The sequence below is a fragment of the Sphingomonas sp. 77B genome (assembly GCF_056497825.1).
In genome coordinates this window covers 3042566-3064717 of record NZ_JBWMBY010000001.1, presented here as the reverse complement: position 1 = coordinate 3064717, position 22152 = coordinate 3042566, and the positions used below count along the sequence as shown (strand labels likewise).

Genomic DNA, 22152 nt, shown 5'->3' with positions numbered 1-22152 from the left:
GTGGCGCTGATCCCCGTCGACCCCGCCGAACTTGCCACCATCGTCACCACGCTGGAGATGCGCGAGCGGCCGCGGCCACGCCCCCTGCCCGCCTCGCCGCTGCGACTGGTCGCCTGGGGCAAGCCCGATCCGGCCAAGTATCGCACGCTCTTCGCGCGGGTGGGCGCCCCTTGGCTGTGGTTCTCGCGGCTGGTCATGGACGATGCAACACTGACCGCGATCATCCACGATCCCGCCGTCTCGGTCTTCGCCGTGGTCGATCGGGCGGGGATCGAGGTCGGGCTGCTCGAACTCGACCATCGCAAGGCGGGGGAATGCGAGATCGGCTATTTCGGGCTGATCCCCGAACTGGCGGGGCATGGCCATGGTCGCTGGCTGATGGCGCAGGCGCTGATGCGCGCCTGGACCACGAAGGTCGAGCGGGTGTGGGTTCACACCTGCACGCTGGACCACCCCTCCGCGCTGAACTTCTATCGCAAACAGGGCTTCGTGGCGGTGTCACGCGCGATCGAGACCTTCCGCGATCCGCGCGCGCTGGGCCTCCTGCCCGAAGACGCCGCGCCGCAAATTCCCCGGCTCAGCCCGCGCGGTTGACCAGACGGCGATAAGCCGCCACCGCGATCAGTGCCTGGGCCAGCCCCGCCGCCATCGCGACCGCCGCCGATCCCGCCTGGAGCAACGCGACCGCGACCGGATTGCCCGGCCCATCCCCCTTCACCACGTCGATCAGCGCGAGGAAGGGCTGTGCCGCGATCATGCCGCCCAGCATGGTGCAGGACGCCAGCGCCGCCATCGACAGACCGGCCCCGCGCGTCAGCCCGACCGACCGGGCGAGCGCGGCCATGGCGGGCATCCGCCGCTCGGCGAACAACACCGGCCCGACGAGCAGAAGCCGACCGGAGACATATAGGCCGGGCAGAATGTACAGCAGCATCCCCGCCCCGACCGGCAGTGCCACCAGAATCATCGCCAGCAGGAAACGCGGCGCCATTCGCAGCGCGCGGCCAAGCGCTTCGCCGACCGTCACCGGCCCGCTGAGCTGCGCGGCCAGGATCGCCGCCGTGCCGATCATACCAACCGCATAGCTGGCGAAATACCAGCCGCCATACTGCCCGGCCCAGGCACTGACCGAATCGATCCAGGCCATGGCCCGCGCGGTCGCGTCGCCGCCATCCGTCTCGGGCAGCGGCGGCGCCGGCACCAGCAGCCCCAGCGCCAGCGCGGGCCAAAACAGGAAGGGCGCCGCCAGCCGGATCAGCAGCGAACGATCGCGTCGGAACAGCCCCCAGGCGTCCCGCAACGTGGCGACGACATCCAATCCCATCACAGCGACGGCGAACCGACCTCTTCGCGATGCGCCTGCTCGCCCGCCGTCGCGACATAGAGCCGCGCGATGAAGACGTAGGCCAGCGTCATGAACCCCGCACTGACCACCGATCCCAGCAACGCCGCCAGCCGGACGGCCGTCATCGCCTGATCGGCGCCCAGCATCAGGCGGAACACCGCGCCGGTGACGCTCTGCACCGCCAGCGTGGCGACCAGCGTGACGACCCCGAACAGCAGGAACACGCCGATCAATCGCCAGGTCAGCCCCCGCGTCAGCGCCAACGAGCGACGGATCGCGCCCAACCCGCGCCGCTCGTTGAGGACCACGGCGTACACCAGCATCAACCGGGCCACGAGCCACAGCGATCCCACCAGCACGATCAGACCGTATAGCAGCAGGAACAGGGCCAGGCCCCCGCTCATCGACGGCATCTTGGACGGATCGCCATTGGCCGCCAAGGCCGCGGCGAAATTATAGTGGGAAAGCCCCAGCGCGACGATCATCACCAGCGCGACCAGCGCGAAGACGAAACCGATCGCCAGCGCGACGCCCAGAACCGGCCACATCCGGCGAAAGCCCGCGCGCGATGCCTCCCCGCTGGTGGTCGCCGGATGGGTCGCCAGCGCCATGATCGCCAGCTGCGCCCAGATGCCGAGCAGCACCGACACGACCATCACCGCGAACGCCGCCACCCCGACCTGCGGCTGGCCGGGCACCGGCGGCGCCAGCACGAGCTGCAAGGCGCCGGGCAGGACGAAGCCGATGGCGGCGAAGGGGACCATCATCCCGGCCCTGCCCGCCAGCACCTGTTGCGTGCTGTCCCACACCGTTCCGATCCTGACGGTCATGCTACCTCCCTTGGCGGCCCACCCCGTCCGCCTGTCCGCGTGTGCCTAGCCGATTGGCGAATGCAAAGCCATCGGGGCCGGTTGCCGTCAGCGCCGCTTGCATCGGCGTCCGGCCGGGCGCAATTACATCGCATCGTGACCCATTTCCTCGACATGCCCGATATCGAATGGCGGATCAGCCCGGGCCTGACCCCCTATGACCAGTCGCTCGCCGAAATGGAGGCGCGGGCCGCCGCCGTCGCAGCGGGCGAGGCGCGCGAGCTCGTCTGGCTCCTCGAACATCCGCCCGTCTATACCGCCGGGACCAGCGCCGATCCGGTCGAGCTGGTCGATCCGCGCTTCCCCGTGTTCCAGACCGGGCGCGGCGGCAAATATACCTATCACGGCCCCGGCCAGCGCACCGGCTATCTGATCCTCGACCTGGGCAAGCGCGGGCGCGACGTGCGGCATTTCGTCCACACGCTGGAGGATTGGCTGATCGCGGCGCTGGGTCGGCTGGGGGTCAACGCTTTCCGGGCCGAGGGGCGCGTCGGCATCTGGACGCGGGACGGCGGCGCGGAGGCCAAGGTCGGCGCGATCGGCGTGCGCGTGCGTCGCTGGGTCACGCTGCACGGCTTTGCGATCAACGTCGCGCCCAATCTTTCGCATTTCGGCGGAATCGTGCCCTGCGGTTTGCCCGAATTCCCCGTAACCAGCCTTTTTGCGTTGAACGGCGTCAAGTCGTTGGAAACCTTTGACGAGGCGCTTGCGTTCAGCTTTCCGGCTTTCCTCAAGACCCTCGCATCGGACAGACAAAACGAGGCTTGAGGCCCAGGCGGTATCCGATTAATGTCCACCCCGATTTGGGTAATAGGGCCAGCAAGCCGTTCCAAATCCATAATATCAAGGGAGCTTCCAATGCGTGCAATCATCTCCAAGGTCCTGACGGGCTCGATCATCGCCGGCGCGGCGCTCGCGGTTTCGGCTTGCGGCTCGAAGACCGAGAACACCACCGACGCGAACATGACCACCGAAATGAACGCTTCGGAAGGCATGGACACCGCCACCGACAACATGACCGCCGTCGACGGCACCATGAACGGTGGCATGATGGCCAACGACACCACCATGTCGAACGACATGATGATGGCCAACGACACGATGATGACCAACGCGACCAACGCGATGTAATCATCGTTGGGGTCATCCCAACGAAGGGGGCCGTCCGGGCGACCGGGCGGCCCCTTTTTCATGGGCTGGACCCAAGCCAGCGCAATGCCCCCCTGGGCCGCGCAAACCCCGGATTTCGCTATGTTTCCGTAACGACCGGCCCGGCATGAACGATTGCCGCACGGGCGTAATTCCGTTTGGGAAAAAACCCGAAAAGCGTTATGTTTCGGGACGCTCGAAGGCCCTACGGGGGAAGGATCGGAACACAATGAAAGTGGTGCGTACCGCGCTGGTTGCTGGCGTGGCGTTTTGGGGGATGGGCGCCGCGGCGCCTGCATCGGCTCAGTTCTTCCTGCAGCCCTATAATTTCCAGGGAAAACCCGTCCAGGGCGACGAACCCGGTATCGGCCAGCCGCTGCCCGGCGCGACTCCGGCGGAATTGCGCGCAGGCCTGTTGTGGAACATGCGCGCCGCGCTGAACGTCGCCGCGCTGCAATGCCAGTTCGAACCGATGCTCTCGACCGTCGCTAACTATAACGCGACTCTGAAGGATCACGAGGCCGAGCTGAAGGGCGCGTTCGACACGCTGGGCGCCTATTTCAAGCGACAGAGCAAGACAGTGAAGGCCGGGCAGGATGCGCTCGATCAATATGGCACGCGCACCTATGCCAGCTTCTCGTCGGTGTCGGGGCAGCTGGGTTTCTGCACCACGGCGGCGTCGATCCTGCACCAGGCGGTGTTCACCCCGCGCGGCCATCTGGGCGAGCTGGCGGTCGACCGGATGCGCGAGTTGCGCAACAGCCTGATCCCTTACGGCGAACAGCGCTTCCCCCGCTATATCGGCCGCGAACAGCATATCGCCGCCACCATGCCGCGCCTGGATGCGCTGTGCTGGAACAAGCGCGCCGAGTGGGTCACCAAGAAGTGCGGTGCCCAGAACTGGCCGCCCGCTGGCGCGACCGCGATCGCGGCGCGCTGATCCCAAATCCTCCCCGGTACGGGGAGGTGGCAGCGCGCACGCGCTGACGGAGGGGGGGGCTTCCTCATAAGGCATCCCCTTGTGGAGCCCCCCTCCACCATGCTGCGCATGGTCCCCCTCCCCGTGCCGGGGAGGATAAACGCCCCCCTCCCCTTTCGCGCCGGAATTTGCTAGGCGCGCGCCATGCTCAATCTGAATGGCATCACCGTGCGCCTGGGCGGCCGCACGATCCTCGACGGTGCATCCGCCGCACTCCCCCCCGGCAGCCGGGTCGGCCTGATCGGCCGCAACGGCGCGGGCAAGTCCACGCTCGTCCGCGTGATCGCTGGCCAGTTGGAGGCCGATGACGGCGCGTGCGAGATGCCCAAGGGCGCCAAGCTCGGCTATATCGCGCAGGAAGCGCCCGACGGCACCGCCACCCCGTTCGAGACGGTGCTCGCCGCCGATATCGAGCGCGCCGAACTCATGGAGCGCAGCGAGACCGAGAGCGACCCCGAAAAGCTGGGCGATATCTATGAGCGCCTGATCGCGATCGACGCCTATACCGCGCCCGCGCGTGCCTCCAGCATCCTGCAAGGCCTGGGCTTCGATGAAGCGATGCAGGCCCGGCCGCTGTCCAGCTATTCGGGCGGCTGGAAGATGCGCGTGGCGCTGGCGGCGTTGCTCTTCTCCGCGCCCGACGTGCTGCTGCTCGACGAACCGTCGAACCACCTCGACCTCGAAGCGGTGATGTGGCTAGAGGATTTCCTCAAATCCTACCGCGCGACGATCCTGCTGGTCAGCCACGAGCGCGACTTCCTGAACAACGTCGTCGACCATATCCTGCACCTGCAGGGCGGCAAGGTGACGCTCTATCCGGGCGGCTATGATTCGTTCGAACGCCAGCGCGCCGAACGCATGGCGCAGCTGGCGGCCGCCAAGGCGAATCAGGACGCGCAGCGCGCCAAGTTGCAGGACTATATCGCGCGCAACTCGGCCCGCGCCTCGACCGCCAAGCAGGCGCAGAGCCGCGCCAAGATGCTGTCCAAGATGCAGCCGATCGCCGAGATGGCGAACGATCCGTCGCTGTCCTTCGACTTCCCCGATCCCGACCAGCTGCGCCCGCCGCTCATCACGCTGGACCTGGCGAGCGTGGGTTATGCCGAGACGCCGATCCTGAAGCGGCTGAACCTGCGCATCGACCCGGACGACCGGATCGCGCTGCTGGGCCGCAACGGCAACGGCAAGACGACGCTCGCCCGCCTGCTCGCCGCGCAGCTGACGCCGATGGAAGGCGACATGAACTCCTCCGGCAAGATGCGGGTGGGTTATTTCACCCAGTATCAGGTCGAGGAACTCGACACCGACGACACGCCGCTCGAACACATGACGCGCATCATGCGCGGCGCGACCCCGGCGGCGGTGCGCGCGCAGCTCGGCCGGTTCGGCTTTTCGGGCGACAAGGCGACGACCAAGGTCGGCAAGCTGTCGGGCGGCGAACGCGCGCGCCTGGCACTGGCGCTCATCACCCGCGACGCGCCGCACATGCTGATCCTCGACGAGCCCACCAACCATCTGGACGTCGATGCGCGTGAGGCGCTGGTCCAGGCGCTCAACATGTACAAGGGCACGGTCGTGCTGGTCAGCCATGATCGCCACATGCTGGAGATGACGGCGGATCGGCTGGTGCTGGTCGACAATGGCACCGCGAAGGAGTTCGACGGGTCGCTCGACGATTACATCGCCTTCGTCCTGAAGGGCGATGCGGGCCAGGGCGACGCCGCGTCCAAGGCGGATCGGGCGGCGAGCAAAAAGGCCTCGGCCGAGCAGCGCGAGCGCTTCAACGCGATGAAGAAGACGCTGCGCGGCATCGAGGACGAAATGGCCAAGCTGACCCGCGAGCGCGATGCGCTGGACAAGGCGATGAACGATCCGGCCGCCGCCGAACCGCGCCACGCGAAACTGTCGATGGGCGAGCTGAACAAGCGCCGCGCCGAGGTGGTCGACAAGCTGGCCGAGGCGGAAACGCGCTGGATGGAAGCGGGCGAGGCGATGGAGGCGGCGTAAGCCGTGCCATCCGTTCGCGTCGCGCCGAAGTTGAAATGTGGTAAGGGGTTCCCGTGAGCTTCGACTTCGCTCAGCCTGAACGGGGGTTGGGGAGCAGGCGCGGATAAAGAAGGCCTGTTCCCCGGCGGAGGCCGGGGCCCAGTTTCTGCCAAGCCAGCGGCGCGCCATTCAGGGCGTGGGAGGCAATCGCACCCCAACCCTCGATAGTGCACAGCAACTGGACCCCGGCCTTCGCCGGGGAACGCCCGGTAATCAGGCTTCGGTTTCTTCCGACCCCTCTTCGGCGCCATCGGCGGGATTCTCGATCCACGCCTCGACCTCGCCGTTCAGCTTCAGGGTCAGCGGGCGGCCATGGCGGTCGACCTTCTTGCCCAGCGCGACGCGAATCCAGCCTTCGGAAATGCAATATTCCTCGACATCGCGGCGCTCATTGCCCTTGAAGCGGATGCCGACCCCACGCGAGAGGAGGTCCTGGTCGAAATAGGGGCTGTCCGGGTTGGTGGACAGGCGATCGGGAACGGTATCGGTCATGGCGCTGGCCTTAACGCCGACTCGGGGGCGCTGCCAAGCAGCCGTCACAAGAAAAACGGCGCCGGGATTGCTCCCGACGCCGCTCGTCCGGTCAGTTACAGACCCGTACCGGCACGCTGCGGCCCCAATAGGGGTCCCAACGCCAGTCCTGATAGCAGCGCGGCGCATAGCTGCGATACTCATAGGTCACCACCGGCGGCGGGGGTGGCGGCGCATAATAGGGGTCATAACCGCGGTTGTAATAATAGCCGCGATCGACATAGCGTGGCTGGTTGCTGCTCGCGATGGCAGCGCCCACGCCCAGCCCAAGAATGCCACCGATCAACGCGCCCGCCACGGCGTCGCCGCCCCGGTCGCGATGATAATAGCCGCCATAGCCGCCGCCCCAGCCACGGCCCCAACGCTGTGCCTCGGCCGGAGCCGCCGCCGTCAGCGCAGTGGCCCCCAAGGCCAGGCCCAATCCCAGCTTCTTCCAAACTCCGTTCATACCGAACCTCCGATACTGATACGCCCGGTCCGCTGATCGCAAAACGCGCACATGGCGTCCGTGTTGCGTTCCTTGGCACTATGGGGCTGAATGGACACGGAATGTGGCGTTTAGGCGCGGTTCAGGAGGAGGGCACGGACATGGCCTGTTGGCTGCTGAAGTCGGAGCCGGACAGCTATGGCTGGGACGATCTGGTGCGCGACGGGCGAACCGAATGGGACGGCGTGCGCAACGCCGCCGCCGCCGGGCATCTGCGCGGCATGACGCCGGGCGACTCGGCGCTCTTTTATCATAGCGGCAAGGCCAAGGCGGCGGTGGGGATCGCGACGATCACCCGCGCCGCCAGACCCGATGGCGATGACGGACGCTGGGTCTCGGTGGAGATCGCGCCTGACCGCCCGCTGCCCCGCCCCATCACGCTGGCGGCGATGAAGGCGGAGGCGAAGCTCGCCGCCCTGCCGATCCTACGCCAGTCGCGGCTGTCGGTGTCGCCGGTGGGCGAGGCCGAATGGGACGTGCTGATGGCGATGGCCGGCCTTTGACATCCTCCCCGTCACGGGGAGGTGGCAGGGCGAAGCCCTGACGGAGGGGGGCTTCCAGGCAGGTCGTACTTCGCCGCACGCCCCCTCCGCCATCTTTCGGATGGTCCCCCTCCCCGTTCCGGGGAAGATCACCCCATGCGATAGGCGTAATCCGCCGCGTCGCGCACCTGCTCCGGCGTCGGGCGGACGCCGGTGTAGAGGACGAATTGCTCCAACGCCTGGATCGTCGCCACCTGGGTGCCGGTGATGACCCGCTTGCCCAGCCCGCGCGCCGTGGCCAGGAATCGGGTCTCGGGCGGATATTGCACCACGTCGAAGGCGATGTCCGACTGGGCAATCATCGCCTCGGGGAAAGCGAGCTGGTCCTCATTGCCCCCGGTCATGCCGATCGGCGTGACGTTGATGAGCAGCGGCGCGCCCTCGTCCAGCTCCGATGACCAGCCAAAGCCGTAAAGCCCCGCCAGTTGGCGCCCCAGCGGTTCGTTGCGCGCGACGATGGTGCCATTCATGAAACCCGAATCACGCAGGGCCGCCGCCACCGCCTTGGCCATGCCCCCCGATCCGCGCAGCACGAACGGTGTCGAGGGGTCGATATCGGCGACCAGTTCGACCACGGCGGCATAGTCGGTATTGTAGCCGGTCAGTCGCCCGTCATCGTTGACGATGGTGTTCACGCTGTCGATCGCCGCCGCCGATCCGGCCAGCCCGTCAAGCAGCGGGATCACCGCTTCCTTGAACGGCATCGAAATGGCGCACCCGCGAATGTTCAGCGCCCGGATACCGCCCACCGCCGCCTCCAGGTCGGTGGTGCTGAACGACTTGTAGACATAGTCCAGCCCGGTCAGCTCGTAGAGGCGGTTGTGGAAGCGCGATCCGAAATTGCCGGGCCGGGCCGACAGCGACATGCACAGCCGCGTATCGCGACCGATGGGAGGCTTGGTGGTCATTCCGGGGGTTTAGCGGAGTGTTTTGGCGAACGCATCCCTTGGCCTTCGACTTCGCTCAGGCGGAACGGGGTCAGGGGACTGCGCAAAACCTCCGTTCAGCCTGAGCGAAGTCGAAGGCCACGCCCCAACCTATCCTCGCATCTCTGCCGCTATCGTGCGCACGAGCGCGGCAGCAGGCATGACGCGCACCAGCGGCGCCCCCTGCCCCGCCCATTGCGCGCCATAACCGCCATCGCCCCGCGCCTTGGCAACGGCGTTCAGCGCCTTTCCCGCATCATAGGCGATCGGGTATTCCGGCACCGCCTCCGTCAGGGTCTCGCCCAGCGCGGTGAACCGATTGGACAGGCACCGCGCCGGACGTCCCGAAATCGCACGCGTCATCACCGTATGCGCGGCCCCCTCGCCCATCAGCGCCGCGCGGTAGGACTCATCCGCCGCGCTTTCGGGACAGGCGATGAAGGCCGTTCCCAGCTGCGCCGCCACCGCGCCCAACGCCAGCGCCGCCGACACGCCTGTCCCGTCCATGATCCCGCCCGCCGCGATCACGGGCAACCGCGTTCGCAAAACCAGCAACCGGGTCAACGCCAGGGTCCCCAGCCGATCGTCCGCCGCATCTGGATCGAACACCCCGCGATGGCCGCCCGCCTCATAGCCTTGCGCCACCAGCGCATCGATCCCGACGCGCTCGGCGGCCTGCGCCTCGGCCAGCGAGGTCACGCTCGCGAGCAACAGGCATCCCGCCATTTTCAGCGCCGCGATACGCGCGGCGTCGGGCAGGCCGAAGTGAAAGCTGACGACCGCCGGTTTTGCCGCAACCAGGAGCGCCAACATCGCATCGTCCTGTGCGAAACTGGGATAGATGGCACGCAGCTCGCGCGGCGGCTCGGCATCGAACGCCGCGAAGGCGGGGCGAAGCGCCGCGCACCACGCCGCCTCGCGCGCCGGATCGGGCTTGGGCGGCGCGTGGACGAAGAGATTGACGTTGAACGGCCCGTCGGTTCGCTCCCGCGTCTCGGCGATCATGCGCGCCGCAGCGGACGGGTCGCTGGCCCCGAGCGCGATCGCGCCCAGGCCACCCGCCGCGTTCACCGCCGCTGCCATGGCGGGCGTCGAAACGCCCGCCATTGGTGCCTGCAGGATCGGCAGGTCGAGGGTCAGACCCGCCAACACGCCGATCAGCGCGGTGCCTTGGCACCCTCCACGGCGGCCTGCGGATCGACCGAGGGCGCGCCCTTGGCGGGCGTGCCGGTATTGGCGATCGATCCGGTGTCGGCGCGCGGATCCTCCTCGACCTTCTTGACCGCCGCGTCCGCGCCATTGGCAGGCGCATCGCCCTTCGCCGGTTCCGCATTGGCGGCGGGGGCGGCCGGAAGCGGCAGGTTCGATCCCTGCTGGTTGAGATACAGGATCACGTTCGCGCGGTCCTGCGGATTGGAAAGCCCGGCAAAGGTCATCTTGGTGCCGGGGGCGAATTTGCGCGGGGAGGTCAGCCACGCGTTCATCTTGTCCCAGTCCCACTTGCCGCCGACCGCCTTCAGCGCGTCGGAGAAGGCGAAGCCCGCTTTCCCTTGCGCGATCGCCTCGCCCATCGTGGCATAAAGATTGGGGCCGATGCCGTTCGCGCCACCCTGGTTGATGGTATGGCACGCGGCGCATTTCTTGAAGACTTCGGCGCCCTTGGCCGCGTCCGCGGTAGGCAACAGCGAGGCGATCGGCACCTCGGCGGCACCGCCGCCCGCGCCTTCCGCCTCCACGCCCTCGATCGCATAGCCCATTTTCTCGGGGCGTTCTTCGTGGAAGATCATTCCTCCGACGATCGAAAGGCCCAATGCCGCGCCTGCCGCGCCCAGCACCCATCCCGCGATCGTATTGGTCTTTAGGTCCATCGCGTTTCGCTGCCCCGCCAATATCTCTCCTGAACGCGAACCTTAGGTGCGGCTTTCGCGAACGGCAAGTTCTGCTTCCCTTGATCGTGCGGCATGGGGGCTCTACGCCGCAGCGCCATGGAGAATTACGCCGCCCCCGCCCGTCCCATCGTCGCGGGCATGACCGCCGCCGCCCTGGCCGAGCCAGCCCGCGCCGTCGCCTTTCAGGGGGCGCCGGGCGCCAACAGCCATGTCGCCGCAACCGAGGTGTTCCCGGACGGCCTGCCGCTGCCGTGCTTCGATTTCGCCGACGCGCTGGACGCGGTGAAGACCGGCAAGGCCGACCGCGCGATCATTCCCATCGAAAATTCGCTGCACGGGCGCGTCGCCGACATCCATTTCCTGCTGCCCGAATCCGGGCTGGTCATCACGGGCGAGCATTTCCTGTCGATCCGCCACGCGCTGATGGCCACGGGCGGGCGCGACGGGCTGGTCGAGGCGATGAGCCATCCGCAGGCGCTGGGCCAGTGCCGCCACTGGCTGCGCGCCCATGGCATCCGCCCCATCGCCTATGCCGATACGGCGGGTGCGGCGGCGCGGGTGGCGGAGATGGCCGACCCGCGCGTCGCCGCCCTCGCCCCGCCGCGCGCCGCCGAACTCTATGGCCTGAACCTGCTGGCCGAGGATATTTCGGACGCCGACAGCAATATGACCCGCTTCGTCGTGCTGGCGCGGGGCGGACAGCCGCCGGTAGGGGACGGCCCGTGGATGACCAGCCTGATCTTCGAGGTGAAGAACATCCCCGCCGCGCTCTACAAGGCGATGGGCGGCTTTGCGACCAACGGCGTCAACATGACCAAGCTGGAAAGCTATCAGCGCGGCGGCAGCTTTGCCGCGACGGAATTCTATTGCGACGTGGTCGGGCGGCCGGGCGAAGCGGCGTTCGACCGGGCGATCGAGGAATTGGGCTTCCACAGCAAATGGGTGCGGATGCTGGGGACCTACGCCCAGGCGCGGCAGCGGGGATAACTCCTCCCCGGTACGGGGAGGGGGACCACCGCGAAGCGGTGGTGGAGGGGGGCTTCCACAGGGGACGCCCTTTGGGGCACGCCCCCTCCGTCAGGCCTTCGGCCTGCCACCTCCCCGCAAACGGGGAGGATTTATTTTGCCCACGCCTCCAGCAACGTATGCGCGATCGCATAGGATGGCGGCACACCGAAGCGCGATCCGTCCCCCGCCAGCGCCGCGCGTACCTCCGCGCGCGTCACCCAGATCGCGTCCTCCAGCTCGGTCGTGTCGATGGTCAGCCGGTCGTCCACCGCCTCCGCCACGCAGGCGATCATCAGTGACGACGGAAAGGGCCAGGGCTGGCTGGCGATGTAGCGGACATTGCGCACCCGCACGCCCGCTTCCTCGAACAGCTCGCGCGCGACCGCTTCCTCGATCGATTCGCCCGGCTCCAGAAATCCGGCCAGCGCCGAATAGCGCCCCGGCGGAAAGGCGGGCTGGCGGCCGAGCAGCGCACGCCCCTGATGCTCGGCGATCATGATGACCACCGGATCGACGCGCGGGAAATGCTCGGTTGCGCAAGCCGGGCAGCGCCGCCCCCAGCCCGCCCGGAACGGCTCGGTCGCCGCGCCGCACTTTGCGCAAAAGCCGTGCCGCGCATGCCAGTCGAGCACCGAGCGCGCCGCCGCATAGGTCGCCGCCTCACCCGTCTCCAACGCATGAAGCGCCGCGATCATCTCGACCGAGCGCCCCACCGCCGGTTCGCCGGTCAGACGTGCGAAATGCGGTACACCGCCCTCAAGGCCGAGCAGGACATGGTCCGCCGGTAGCGCACCCGGCTCGATCGCGGTCCAGCCCAATCGCCCGTCCGTCATCTCCGGCTGATAGTCGTTCAGAATCAACAGCCGCGCCGCCGGGTCTGCCAGCGCTGCCGCGAAACCCGCCGGATCGTGGCGCAGCGGGTCGGCACGATCCAGCCGCCCGCCGGTAAAACCCAGGGTCGTCACTTCGCCATCCGTCCCAAATCCCTGTAAAGCGCTTTCGCCAGATCGCTGCGCAACGGATAGCGGTCGGCGGGGAAATAATTGACCATCACCGTACCCCGCACATGCCGGGTCGGATCGACATAGGCGATGGTGCCCGCCGCCCCGCCCCAGCCATAGGTGCCCTTGCCCGGCCCGCCCGGCGTATCGGCCAGCGTCACCGATCCGCCCGCGCCATAACCCGTCGGCACTTCGCCCCCGCTGCCGCCGCTCGCGCCCGTCACCGAACCATAGGTGACACCGGCGGGCAGCAGGTTGGACATGGCCAGCCGCACCGTCTCGGGCTTCATCACCCGGACCCCATCGACCTGCCCCTCATTCTGAAGCATCTGGAGGAAGCGGTCATAATCGCGCGCCGACATGACCAGCCCCGCGCCGCCATAGGGAAAGCTGGGGGCCAAGCGAAAGACCGAGGTCGCCGCCGGGTCCACCGGCACCATCTGGTCGCCAAGGAAAGTATAATTGCTGACCAGCCGGTTCGCTGCCGATGCAGGCACCTGCCAATAGCTGCTGTTCATCTTCAGCGGCGTGAAGAGACGGGTCTGGACGAACCGCTCGAACGGCATGCCCGACACTTTCTCGACCACCGCCGCCAGCACGTCGAGGCCCATCGAATAGCTCCACCGCGTGCCCGGCTCGGCGATCAGCGGCGCGGTGGCGGCGCGCTCGGCGAATTGCTGGAGGGTGGCGGGGCGGGTCGGGCGGACCTTGGCCTCGACCTGCGCATTGGCGGCGAAAGGCACCAGCCCCAGCCGTTCATATTCCTTGAGCAGCGGCCCCTTGGCGGTGAAGCTGTATCCCAGCCCCGCCGTGTGGGTCATGAGTTCGCGGATGGTGATCGGGTTGGTGGCCGGGCGGCTGTCGAGCGAGGCCTGCGGATTGGTCAGCACCCGCATGGTCTTATAGGCCGGATAGATATCGGACAGCGGCTGGTCGAGCGTCAGCTTGCCCTCCTCGATCAGGACCATCGCGGCCATGGCGGTGATCGGCTTGGTCATCGAATAGACGCGCCACAGGCTGTCGGGCGTGACGGCGTGCGCATTCGGCTCGATCCCCGTCCGCCCGGCGGCGACGAACATCGGCGGCCGCCCTTGCAGCCCGATGGCAGCGACGATGCCGGGCATCTTGCCGGACTTCACATAACCGTCGAAGAGCGCCTGGGTGGCAGGCAGCGCCGCGTTCCGCTGTGCCATGGGCTTGGTCTGCGCCACTTGCGCAAGGGCGGGTGTGCTCAGCAGGGCCAGCACCGCCCCGCCCGTCATCATCACGCGACGCATCATCAATCCTCGTTCCTTTTCAAACGCTCGGCTGCCCGCGCGAACAGCGTAGGAAGCCCGGCGGTTCCCAAGTCGGCGATCGGCCACCATTCGCCCGCCGCCGGATCGGTTGGCTCGCCCTCGCTGCTGGCCAGCGCAAGTTCGAGCTCGAAATGGGTGAAGCCGTGCACCACCGTCTCGTTCAGCATGACCCAAGGCCCCTTCCCCGGCGCCTCGGCCAGCCCCGGCCGCTCATCGGCCCAGGGCCCGGTCGGCAGTGCGCGCATACCGCCCAGCATTCCCTTGTCCGGGCGGCGGACCAGCCAGACCCGGCCCTTGTCCTCGATCCAGAAGACGGTGCCATGACGATAGGGTCGTTTTTTCTTCGGCGCCTTGGCGGGCAGCGTCTCGGCGATCCCCTCGGCCCGCGCGCGGCAATCCTCCGCGATCGGGCAGAGCAGGCATTGCGGTTTCTTCACCGTGCAGATGGACGAGCCCAGATCCATCATTCCTTGCGCGAAATCGCCCGCGCGGGCGTCGGGGGTAATCCGGTCGGTGGCCTCGCGGATCTCGGGCCGCGCGGCGGGCAGCGGGGTCGTGATGGCGAACAGCCGCGCGACGACCCGCTCGACATTGGCGTCGACCACGACCGCCCGCTCGCCGAACGCGATCGCCGCCACCGCCGCCGCCGTATAAGCGCCCAGCCCCGGCAGCGCGCGCAAACCCGCCTCGGTCTCGGGAAAGCGTCCGCCATGCTCGGCGACCACCGCTCGCGCGGCCTTCACCAGATTGCGCGCGCGGGCATAATAGCCCAGCCCTGCCCAGGCGGCCATGATGTCCTCATCCGGCGCGGCGGCGAGACTCACGACATCGGGCCAGCGCGCCACCCAGGCGGTGAAGCGGGGAGCCACCGCCGCCACCGTGGTCTGTTGCAGCATGACCTCGGACAGCCAGACCCGATACGGATCGGGCGTCTCCCCCGGTCTGGCGCGCCAGGGCAGGTCGCGGGCGTGGCGGTCATACCAGGCGAGCAGCCGGGCGGCGGGCGTATCGGGCGATGATGAATGCTTGGCGTCCACCCGCCCGCTATGGCATGGGGACGGATATGAGCAAGCGCGTCCGCGCCCCCCAGGAGCCGCCCCCCCGTTCCAACCGCCCCCGCGCGGTGTCCGAACTGCTGCCCGCCATCGGCGGCGCGGCCTTTCGCCGCTTCGGTTTCGTCCAGAGTGCGATCGTCAGCCGCTGGCCCGATATCGTAGGGCCCCGCCTGTCGACCGCCAGTGCGCCCGAATCGATCCGCTTTCCGCAGGGCGAGAAGCAGAACGGCGTGCTGACCCTGGTCGTACGCGGTGCCCACGCGCCGATGATGCAGCATATCGCGCCCGAGATCATCGAGCGGGTGAACCGCTTCTTCGGGTATCCGGCCGTCGCCCGGCTCCAGATCCGGCAGGGCGAGCTGCCCATGGCGGCACCGCGCCGCGCAGCTCCGCCCAAGCCGCAGCCGGTGCCGCCGGAAATGGGCGACGGCCTGCGCCAGATCGCCGATCCGGAGCTTCGCGCCGTGCTCGAGTCGCTTGCCGCGGGCGTCGCTGCGACGCGCGGCCTTCCCAAGGTGTCGTGATGCGTCTTTTCCTGTCGCTGGCCGCGCTCGGCCTTTCGCTGTCCGCTGTCCCGGCCGATGCCGCCCAGGCGCGAGCCAAGATGGACTGGACCACCCACGTCACCCAGACGCCCGCCGGGGCCTATGTCATCGGCAATCCGGCGGCGCGGGTGAAGCTGGTCGAATATGTCAGCTATACCTGTCCGCATTGCGCCGTCTTCACCACCGAATCGGCGCCCGTCCTGAAAGGACAGATGGTCCGCTCGGGCTCGACCAGCATCGAGATTCGCCATTTCATCCGCGACCGGCTGGACCTCGCCGCCGCGCTGATCGCGCGGTGCGGCGGGGCGGCCAAGTTCGCCCGCCTGACCGAGACGATCTTCGCACAGCAGCGCGACTGGCTGAAGCGCGGTATGGAGTTCGACCAGGCCAACGCCCAGCGGATCGGCACCTATCCCCCCGCCGCGCAGATGCGCGCCGAGGCGGACGGATCGGGGCTGACCGCGATCGGCAAGAGCGCCGGCTTGAGCGATGCGCAGATCACCGCCTGCCTGTCGGATCGCGCCGCCACCGACCGGATCGTCGCGATGACGACCGCTGCGCCCAATTCGATCGAGGGCACGCCCGGCTTCTTCATCAACGGCAAGCAGGCGATGGGCGTGTTCACCTGGGACAAGCTGCAGCCGCTGTTGCGCGCAAGCGGCGCCCGCTAAATCCTTCTTTTCCCTTCGGAGAATATGTCGATGAAGTCTCGTCTCCTCCTCCTCGCCCTTCCGCTCGCGCTGGCCGCCTGCGGTGGCGGCAATGGCGACGCCAACAGCAGCGCCCCCGCCGCCTCGCCGCTGCCCGCGGTCGCGGCACCTGCGGGCAAGGACTGGACCCAGGTCGTCAGCAAGACCGCCGAGGGTTATGTGATGGGCAACCCCAACGCGCCCATCAAGCTGGTCGAATATGGCTCGCGCCTGTGCCCGGCCTGCGGCGCGTTCGCGCGCGAGGGCTATGAGCCGCTGACGAACAATTACGTCAAGTCGGGCAAGGTCAGCTGGGAATTCCGCGAATTCCTGATCCACGGCGCGCCCGACCTTCCCCCGGCGCTGCTCGGCATCTGCGCTGGCGAAGCGACCTTCTTCCCGGTGCTGGAACAGATGTACCAGTCGCAGCAGGGCTTCAACGACAAGCTCCAGGCGATGAGCCCCGAGCAGCAGAAGGCGCTGCAGAACGCCAAGCCGGTCGACGTCATCAAGGCGCTGGCCGATCAGATGGACCTCATCAACTTCGTCAAGCAGCGTGGCATCCCCGAAGCCAAGGCGCGCCAGTGCCTGAGCGACATGACCCAGATCGACCGCCTGACCAAGCAGACCCAGGATCGCGGCGCGGACGGCACGGTGACCGGCACCCCGACCTTCATCCTGAACGGCAAGCCGCTCAAGGGTGCGGTCAGCTGGTCGGACGTGCAGGCGGCGCTGAAGAACGCGGGCGCATAAGCGGCAGCGTTTTCGGGTTGCGGGAAAGGCGGTCGGGCGAAGGTCCGGCCGCCTTTTTTGTTAGGATCACGATCTTTCTGCCCATGACCTCGGCGAAGGCCGAGGCTTAGTCGCGCCTCCCATGGTGGCGCGCCAAGCAATGCGGGGGAGGCCTAGGCGAATCGTGTGGGCGGGGATCCCATGCGATGCCCAATGCTCCTCCGGACGCATCGAACTGGACCCCGGCCTTCGCCGGGGTACGGGGCCTTCAGAGTGCGGGGCCTTCCTTTTGACTCCCTGCCCCCCACACGCCGTTCGCACTGAGCGAAGTCGAAGTGCACGCCCCACTCTCTCGCCGGGCGAGTCCCGTGGCCTTCGACTACGCTCAGGCTTAACGGAGGTGGGGAGGACGAGCCATCTCCGCCACGCAGGCAGCGCAGACACTCCTGCCTCAAGCCGTGCCCTGCCACACACCCCACCTCCGTTAACGCTGAGCGAAGTCGAAGCGCACGCCCCGCCCTCTCGCCGGGCGGGTTCCGTGGCCTTCGATTGCTCTCAGGCTGAACGGAGGTTGGAAGATGGGCCATCTCCGGCACGCGGGCAGAGCAGACACCCCTGCCTCAAGCCGTGCCGCCACACACCCCACCTCCGTTCGCGCTGAGCGAAGTCGAAGTGCACGCCCTGCCGTTTGAACCACGCGCGGCCTTGGCCTGCCGATCAAAAGTTCGGACATAACGCAGACGCAAAAAAGGCCCGGGGATCGCTCCCCGGGCCTTTCTTTGGCTGTGCCGCAATGGCCCAAGCCGATCCGGTTCCCGGCGAGGTCGCCCCCGCCGGTCGCCGATCCGACTTAGAAGTCCATGCCGCCCATGCCGCCCATGCCGCCACCGGCGGGCATGGCGGGCTTGTCTTCGGGCAGCTCGGCCACGGTGGCTTCCGTGGTGATGAGCAGGCCCGCGACCGACGCCGCGTTCTGGAGCGCGGTGCGCACGACCTTGGTCGGGTCGATGACGCCGGCGGCGACCAGGTTCTCATAGGTGTCGGTCGACGCGTTGAAGCCGAACGAGGTGTCGTTCTGGTCGAGCAGCTTGCCCGACACGACCGCACCGTCATGACCGGCGTTCTGAGCGATCTGGCGAACCAGCGCGGTCAGCGACTTGCGGACGATGTCGATGCCGCGGGTCTGGTCGTCGTTAACGCCCTTGACGCCGTCCAGCGCCTTGGTCGCGTACAGCAGCGCCGTACCGCCGCCGGGGACGATGCCCTCTTCGACGGCCGCGCGGGTCGCGTGCAGCGCGTCGTCGACGCGGTCCTTGCGCTCCTTCACCTCGACCTCGGTCGCACCGCCGACCTTGATGACGGCCACGCCGCCAGCGAGCTTGGCCAGACGCTCCTGGAGCTTCTCGCGGTCGTAATCGCTGGTGGTGTTCTCGATCTGCGCACGGATCGCCTCGGTGCGGCCCTTGATCGCGTCGGCATCACCCGCACCATCGACGATGGTGGTGTTGTCCTTGTCGATCGTGACGCGCTTGGCGGTGCCCAGCATGCCGACGGTGACGGACTCGAGCTTGATGCCCAGGTCTTCCGAGATCAGCTCGCCCGCGGTCAGGATGGCGATGTCTTCCAGCATCGCCTTGCGACGATCGCCGAAGCCCGGCGCCTTGACCGCTGCGACCTTCAGGCCGCCGCGCAGCTTGTTGACGACGAGCGTGGCCAGAGCCTCACCCTCGATATCCTCGGCGATGATGAGCAGCGGGCGGCCCGACTGGACGACGGCTTCCAGGATCGGGAGCATCGCCTGCAGGTTCGACAGCTTCTTCTCGTGGATCAGGATGTACGGGTCGTTCAGTTCGACCGTCATCTTTTCCGGGTTGGTGATGAAGTAGGGCGACAGGTAACCACGGTCGAACTGCATGCCCTCGACGACGTCGAGTTCGAATTCGAGGCCCTTGGCCTCCTCGACGGTGATGACGCCTTCCTTGCCGACCTTTTCCATGGCTTCGGCGATCTTCTCGCCGACTTCACGGTCGCCATTGGCCGAGATGATGCCGACCTGCGCCACTTCCTGGCTGCCCGAGACGGGCTTCGAGCGCGACTTGATGTCCTCGGTCACCTTGGCGACGGCGATGTCGATGCCGCGCTTCAGGTCCATCGGGTTCATGCCGGCCGCGACCGACTTCATGCCCTCGCGGACGATCGCCTGAGCGAGGACGGTCGCGGTGGTGGTGCCGTCACCGGCGATGTCGTTGGTCTTCGACGCCACTTCGCGCACCATCTGCGCGCCCATGTTCTCGAACTTGTCCTTGAGTTCGATTTCCTTGGCGACCGAAACGCCGTCCTTGGTGATGCGCGGGGCACCGAACGACTTGTCGATCACGACGTTGCGACCCTTCGGCCCCAGCGTTACCTTGACGGCATCGGCGAGGATGTCGACGCCCTTCATGATGCGCTCACGCGCGTCGCGCGAAAACTTGACTTCCTTGGCTGCCATGGTGGCTACCCTTTCAGATTGGGATAATGGGGATCAGGAATCTTTTGATCTGGGCCCCGGCCTTCGCCGGGGTTGGTGCTCATCGGCTCAGCCGATGATCCCCAAGATGTCCGATTCCTTCATGATGAGCAGGTCTTCACCGTTCACCTTGACCTCGGTGCCCGACCACTTGCCGAACAGGATGCGGTCGCCCGCCTTCACGTCGAGCGGCGTGACCTTGCCGTCTTCGGCCTTCGCGCCCGAACCGGCGGCGACGACCTCGCCCTCCTGGGGCTTTTCCTTGGCGGTGTCGGGGATGATGATCCCGCCGGCCGTCTTTTCCTCGGCCTCGACGCGACGGACGAGAACGCGGTCGTGCAACGGACGAAAGTTCATTGCCATGTCCCTTTAATCTGGCGTGTTACACTTTTCTGGCACTCGAGCCATGCGAGTGCCAACGCCTCGGATATGTGAACGGCCATTCAGCCCGTCAACGCCCGCCCGCAAAAAATTTCGACGAAGCGTGGCGCTGGCGGGAACAAAATCGGGGCCGCATGGGCCGCGTATTGGCTGCGTAACACGGACCATTGCCGAGCATTCGCCGCTGGGCTAGCGATAGGGAATGACCGACGCCCGCGCCGACGCGCTTCCGCCCGCCTCTCCGCTCGACCAGGATTTCAGCCGACCGGGGCGCAAGCCCGGCCGACGCAGCGGCTGGCGGCTGGTCCGGGGCGCGTGGCGCCTGCTGGTCGGCATCAAGGATTTCCTGGTGCTGGCGGCGATGCTGCTGTTCTTCGGCCTGATCTTCGCCGCGCTCAACGCCCGGCCGGGGACCAAGGCGATCACCGACGGCGCGCTCCTGCTGAAGCTGGACGGCCCGATCGTCGAGCAACCCGAAACGGTCGCGCCGCTCGCCATGCTGTCGGGGCGCAGCGTGCCGCACGAATATCGCCTGCGCGATCTGGTGCGCGCGATCGATGCCGCCAAGGATGACGGCCGGGTCAAGGTGCTGGTCCTCGACCTGGACGCGTTCGGCGGCGCCTATCCCGCGACCCTTCAGGAAGTGGGTGACGCGATCCAGCGCTTCCGTAAAGGGGGCAAGCCGGTACTGGCCTATGCCACCGCCTATACCGACGGCGCCTATCGCCTGGCCGCGAATGCCAGCGAGATCTGGGTCAACCCGCTGGGCGGCACGCTGTTCACCGGGCCGGGCGGCAATCAGCTTTACTACAAGGGCCTGATCGACAAGCTGGGCGTCACCACCCATGTCTACCGCGTCGGCAAGTTCAAATCCTTTGTCGAGCCCTACATTCGCAGCGACCAGAGCCCCGATGCGCGCGCCGCATCGCAGGCGCTGTACGGCACGCTGTTCGCGCAGTGGCGCGAGTCGGTCGCCAAGGCGCGGCCCAAGGCTCAGATCGACGCCTTCCTGACCCAGCCCGACCGCGCCGTGCTGGCCGCGAACGGCAGCATCGCCGACGCCAATCTGAAGGCCGGGCTGGTCGACAAGCTGGGCGACAAGCTCGCCTTCGGCAAGCGCGTGGCCGAGCTTGCCGGGGCCGAGGCGAACAAGCCCGCCGGTAGCTTCCGCACCATCTCCTACGCCTCCTGGGTCAAGGCCAACCCGCTGCCGACCAAGGGCGATGCAATCGGCGTGCTGACCATCGCGGGCAATATCGTCGACGGCGAGGCCGGACCCGGCACCGCCGCGGGCGAAACCATATCCAAGGCGCTGCTCGACGGGCTGGCCAAGAAGAATTTGAAGGCGCTGGTCGTCCGCGTCGATTCGCCGGGCGGCTCGGTGCTGGCGTCCGAGCAGATTCGCCAGGCGATCCTAGAGGCCAAGCGGCAGAAGCTGCCCGTCATCGTGTCGATGGGTGGCTTGGCTGCGTCGGGCGGTTACTGGGTCTCGACCCCGGCTGACCTGATCTTTGCCGAGCCGGGCACGATCACCGGATCGATCGGTATCTTCGGCATCATCCCGACCTTCGAGAATACGCTCGCCAAGATCGGCGTGACCACCGACGGCGTGAAGACCACGCCGCTGACCGGCCAGCCCGACGTGCTGGGCGGCACGACGCCGATGCTCGACACCATCCTGCAGGCGGGGATCGAGAATGGCTATCGCCAGTTCCTGACCCGCGTCGCCGAGTCGCGCCACATGACGCCCGAAAAGGTCGACACCATCGCGCAAGGACGCGTCTGGGACGGCGGCACCGCGCGCCAGATCGGGCTGGTCGACCGCTTCGGCAACCTGTCCGACGCCATTGCCGAGGCCGCGCGCCGCGCCAAGCTGGACCCGGCCAAGGTCTATCCGGAATATCTGGAGAAGAAGCCGGGCTTCGCGGCGCTGCTGGCCGAAGGGTTCGACAGCGACGATGACAGCCAGCAGGGCGGCGACGTCTTCGCCATCGCGGCGGCCGAGCGGCGTGCGGTCGCGGCCCGCGCGCTGGGCGATGTCGCGCGGCTGGCGCGGGGTGGATCGGTCCAGGCGAAGTGCCTGGAATGCGGCGCGCTGGGTCCGGTGGGCACGGCCAGCGACGAGCGCCTGCTCGACCTGCTGATCGCGCGGTTGGGGCTCTGATCTAGCC

The 22152-nt window shown here is 67.6% G+C and carries 23 protein-coding genes; 11 read left to right on the top strand and 12 right to left on the bottom strand.

The annotated features are described in order from the left end of the window. Positions 1-594, top strand: a complete 594-nt coding sequence (locus tag AC1GI4_RS14365) for a GNAT family N-acetyltransferase (protein ID WP_479629949.1) — start codon at positions 1-3, stop codon at positions 592-594. Here AC1GI4_RS14365 and AC1GI4_RS14360 read toward each other — a convergent pair. Then, positions 578-1327 (bottom strand): hypothetical protein, encoded by a 750-nt coding sequence (locus tag AC1GI4_RS14360; protein WP_479629947.1) that lies wholly within the window; start codon positions 1325-1327, stop codon positions 578-580. The two genes, AC1GI4_RS14365 and AC1GI4_RS14360, sit on opposite strands and share 17 nt — an antisense overlap. Further along, on the bottom strand, positions 1324-2175 hold the full coding sequence (locus AC1GI4_RS14355; RefSeq protein WP_294273444.1) for a DUF7847 domain-containing protein: 852 nt from the start codon (positions 2173-2175) through the stop codon (positions 1324-1326). The genes AC1GI4_RS14360 and AC1GI4_RS14355 overlap by 4 nt, the downstream gene beginning before the upstream one ends. 153 nt (positions 2176-2328) lie before the next feature. Here AC1GI4_RS14355 and lipB point away from each other — a divergent pair, with 153 nt between their 5' ends. The 4 genes from lipB (at position 2329) to AC1GI4_RS14335 (ending at position 6349) form a co-directional block, all read left to right on the top strand. Then, a complete protein-coding gene (lipB, locus tag AC1GI4_RS14350) occupies positions 2329-2982 on the top strand; it encodes a lipoyl(octanoyl) transferase LipB (protein WP_479630424.1) in 654 nt (217 codons plus the stop codon). Positions 2983-3072: 90 nt separating this feature from the next. Continuing rightward, complete coding sequence (locus AC1GI4_RS14345; RefSeq protein ID WP_042484220.1) at positions 3073-3345, top strand: peptidylprolyl isomerase PrsA family protein; 273 nt, start codon at positions 3073-3075, stop codon at positions 3343-3345. Positions 3346-3592: 247 nt separating this feature from the next. Beyond that, complete coding sequence (locus AC1GI4_RS14340) at positions 3593-4303, top strand: hypothetical protein (protein WP_479629946.1); 711 nt, start codon at positions 3593-3595, stop codon at positions 4301-4303. Positions 4304-4486: 183 nt separating this feature from the next. Continuing rightward, positions 4487-6349 carry an ABC-F family ATP-binding cassette domain-containing protein gene (locus AC1GI4_RS14335; protein ID WP_183952356.1) on the top strand — a complete coding sequence of 621 codons (1863 nt, stop codon included), beginning with the start codon at positions 4487-4489 and terminating at the stop codon, positions 6347-6349. A 252-nt stretch (positions 6350-6601) separates the two neighbouring features. On the opposite strand, the gene AC1GI4_RS14330 is transcribed toward AC1GI4_RS14335, so the two are convergent. Together AC1GI4_RS14330 and AC1GI4_RS14325 are read right to left on the bottom strand one after the other, a co-directional pair. After that, positions 6602-6880, bottom strand: a complete 279-nt coding sequence (locus tag AC1GI4_RS14330) for a DUF3297 family protein (RefSeq protein ID WP_042484212.1) — start codon at positions 6878-6880, stop codon at positions 6602-6604. Positions 6881-6971: 91 nt separating this feature from the next. Further along, complete coding sequence (locus tag AC1GI4_RS14325) at positions 6972-7367, bottom strand: hypothetical protein (protein ID WP_294274323.1); 396 nt, start codon at positions 7365-7367, stop codon at positions 6972-6974. A gap of 140 nt (positions 7368-7507) precedes the next feature. Here AC1GI4_RS14325 and AC1GI4_RS14320 point away from each other — a divergent pair, with 140 nt between their 5' ends. Beyond that, entirely contained in the window at positions 7508-7909 is a 402-nt protein-coding gene (locus tag AC1GI4_RS14320; RefSeq protein ID WP_479629945.1) for an EVE domain-containing protein, read from the top strand. Between the two features lie 128 nt (positions 7910-8037). Here the strand turns inward: AC1GI4_RS14320 and AC1GI4_RS14315 are convergent, their stop codons facing one another. The 3 genes from AC1GI4_RS14315 to AC1GI4_RS14305 form a co-directional block, all read right to left on the bottom strand. Next, on the bottom strand, positions 8038-8856 hold the full coding sequence (locus AC1GI4_RS14315) for a shikimate 5-dehydrogenase (protein WP_479629944.1): 819 nt from the start codon (positions 8854-8856) through the stop codon (positions 8038-8040). Positions 8857-8985: 129 nt separating this feature from the next. Then, on the bottom strand, positions 8986-10032 hold the full coding sequence (locus tag AC1GI4_RS14310; RefSeq protein ID WP_479630423.1) for an NAD(P)H-dependent flavin oxidoreductase: 1047 nt from the start codon (positions 10030-10032) through the stop codon (positions 8986-8988). Then, positions 10032-10742, bottom strand: a complete 711-nt coding sequence (locus AC1GI4_RS14305) for a c-type cytochrome (RefSeq protein WP_294274329.1) — start codon at positions 10740-10742, stop codon at positions 10032-10034. The genes AC1GI4_RS14310 and AC1GI4_RS14305 overlap by 1 nt, the downstream gene beginning before the upstream one ends. 117 nt (positions 10743-10859) lie before the next feature. Between AC1GI4_RS14305 and AC1GI4_RS14300 the strand changes: the two genes are divergently transcribed. Further along, positions 10860-11750 carry a prephenate dehydratase gene (locus tag AC1GI4_RS14300; protein ID WP_479630422.1) on the top strand — a complete coding sequence of 297 codons (891 nt, stop codon included), beginning with the start codon at positions 10860-10862 and terminating at the stop codon, positions 11748-11750. 131 nt (positions 11751-11881) lie between these two features. Here the strand turns inward: AC1GI4_RS14300 and nudC are convergent, their stop codons facing one another. Genes nudC through mutY form a run of 3 tightly spaced genes read right to left on the bottom strand, consistent with a single transcriptional unit; the run spans position 11882 to position 15107 of the window. Beyond that, positions 11882-12736, bottom strand: a complete 855-nt coding sequence (gene nudC, locus AC1GI4_RS14295) for an NAD(+) diphosphatase (protein WP_479629943.1) — start codon at positions 12734-12736, stop codon at positions 11882-11884. Beyond that, on the bottom strand, positions 12733-14049 hold the full coding sequence (locus AC1GI4_RS14290) for a serine hydrolase domain-containing protein (RefSeq protein ID WP_479630420.1): 1317 nt from the start codon (positions 14047-14049) through the stop codon (positions 12733-12735). The genes nudC and AC1GI4_RS14290 overlap by 4 nt, the downstream gene beginning before the upstream one ends. Before the next feature lie 2 nt (positions 14050-14051). Then, on the bottom strand, positions 14052-15107 hold the full coding sequence (gene mutY / locus AC1GI4_RS14285; RefSeq protein ID WP_479629942.1) for an A/G-specific adenine glycosylase: 1056 nt from the start codon (positions 15105-15107) through the stop codon (positions 14052-14054). Between the two features lie 26 nt (positions 15108-15133). On the opposite strand from mutY, the gene AC1GI4_RS14280 reads away from it, so the two are divergent. The 3 genes from AC1GI4_RS14280 to AC1GI4_RS14270 are packed head-to-tail and all read left to right on the top strand — an operon-like array spanning position 15134 to position 17112. Beyond that, complete coding sequence (locus AC1GI4_RS14280; RefSeq protein WP_156361024.1) at positions 15134-15649, top strand: DUF721 domain-containing protein; 516 nt, start codon at positions 15134-15136, stop codon at positions 15647-15649. Beyond that, a complete protein-coding gene (locus AC1GI4_RS14275) occupies positions 15649-16341 on the top strand; it encodes a thioredoxin domain-containing protein (RefSeq protein WP_479630419.1) in 693 nt (230 codons plus the stop codon). Before AC1GI4_RS14280 ends, AC1GI4_RS14275 begins: the two co-directional genes overlap by 1 nt. Positions 16342-16371: 30 nt before the next feature. After that, positions 16372-17112: a DsbA family protein gene (locus tag AC1GI4_RS14270; protein WP_294274343.1), complete on the top strand. Its 741-nt coding sequence runs from the start codon at positions 16372-16374 to the stop codon at positions 17110-17112. Between the two features lie 829 nt (positions 17113-17941). On the opposite strand, the gene groL is transcribed toward AC1GI4_RS14270, so the two are convergent. Both groL and groES read right to left on the bottom strand, forming a co-directional pair. After that, entirely contained in the window at positions 17942-19582 is a 1641-nt protein-coding gene (groL, locus tag AC1GI4_RS14265; RefSeq protein WP_433908746.1) for a chaperonin GroEL, read from the bottom strand. Positions 19583-19669: 87 nt separating this feature from the next. Then, complete coding sequence (groES, locus tag AC1GI4_RS14260) at positions 19670-19957, bottom strand: co-chaperone GroES (protein ID WP_042484184.1); 288 nt, start codon at positions 19955-19957, stop codon at positions 19670-19672. A 226-nt stretch (positions 19958-20183) separates the two neighbouring features. Here groES and sppA point away from each other — a divergent pair, with 226 nt between their 5' ends. Further along, positions 20184-22145, top strand: a complete 1962-nt coding sequence (gene sppA / locus AC1GI4_RS14255; protein ID WP_479629941.1) for a signal peptide peptidase SppA — start codon at positions 20184-20186, stop codon at positions 22143-22145. Positions 22146-22152 lie beyond the last annotated feature (7 nt).

Bases quoted from the DNA above. Each gene is read 5' to 3' on its own strand.
- lipB (WP_479630424.1), top strand. From the start codon at position 2,329: ATGCCCGATATCGAATGGCGGATCAGCCCGGGCCTGACCCCCTATGAC.
- AC1GI4_RS14345 (WP_042484220.1), top strand. From the start codon at position 3,073: ATGCGTGCAATCATCTCCAAGGTCCTGACGGGCTCGATCATCGCCGGC.
- AC1GI4_RS14340 (WP_479629946.1), top strand. From the start codon at position 3,593: ATGAAAGTGGTGCGTACCGCGCTGGTTGCTGGCGTGGCGTTTTGGGGG.
- AC1GI4_RS14300 (WP_479630422.1), top strand. From the start codon at position 10,860: ATGGAGAATTACGCCGCCCCCGCCCGTCCCATCGTCGCGGGCATGACC.
- sppA (WP_479629941.1), top strand. From the start codon at position 20,184: ATGACCGACGCCCGCGCCGACGCGCTTCCGCCCGCCTCTCCGCTCGAC.
- AC1GI4_RS14280 (WP_156361024.1), top strand. From the start codon at position 15,134: ATGAGCAAGCGCGTCCGCGCCCCCCAGGAGCCGCCCCCCCGTTCCAAC.
- AC1GI4_RS14335 (WP_183952356.1), top strand. From the start codon at position 4,487: ATGCTCAATCTGAATGGCATCACCGTGCGCCTGGGCGGCCGCACGATC.
- AC1GI4_RS14320 (WP_479629945.1), top strand. From the start codon at position 7,508: ATGGCCTGTTGGCTGCTGAAGTCGGAGCCGGACAGCTATGGCTGGGAC.
- AC1GI4_RS14305 (WP_294274329.1), bottom strand. From the start codon at position 10,742: ATGGACCTAAAGACCAATACGATCGCGGGATGGGTGCTGGGCGCGGCA.
- AC1GI4_RS14270 (WP_294274343.1), top strand. From the start codon at position 16,372: ATGAAGTCTCGTCTCCTCCTCCTCGCCCTTCCGCTCGCGCTGGCCGCC.
- AC1GI4_RS14325 (WP_294274323.1), bottom strand. From the start codon at position 7,367: ATGAACGGAGTTTGGAAGAAGCTGGGATTGGGCCTGGCCTTGGGGGCC.
- AC1GI4_RS14355 (WP_294273444.1), bottom strand. From the start codon at position 2,175: ATGACCGTCAGGATCGGAACGGTGTGGGACAGCACGCAACAGGTGCTG.
- AC1GI4_RS14330 (WP_042484212.1), bottom strand. From the start codon at position 6,880: ATGACCGATACCGTTCCCGATCGCCTGTCCACCAACCCGGACAGCCCC.
- AC1GI4_RS14275 (WP_479630419.1), top strand. From the start codon at position 15,649: ATGCGTCTTTTCCTGTCGCTGGCCGCGCTCGGCCTTTCGCTGTCCGCT.
- groES (WP_042484184.1), bottom strand. From the start codon at position 19,957: ATGAACTTTCGTCCGTTGCACGACCGCGTTCTCGTCCGTCGCGTCGAG.
- AC1GI4_RS14315 (WP_479629944.1), bottom strand. From the start codon at position 8,856: ATGACCACCAAGCCTCCCATCGGTCGCGATACGCGGCTGTGCATGTCG.
- groL (WP_433908746.1), bottom strand. From the start codon at position 19,582: ATGGCAGCCAAGGAAGTCAAGTTTTCGCGCGACGCGCGTGAGCGCATC.
- AC1GI4_RS14290 (WP_479630420.1), bottom strand. From the start codon at position 14,049: ATGCGTCGCGTGATGATGACGGGCGGGGCGGTGCTGGCCCTGCTGAGC.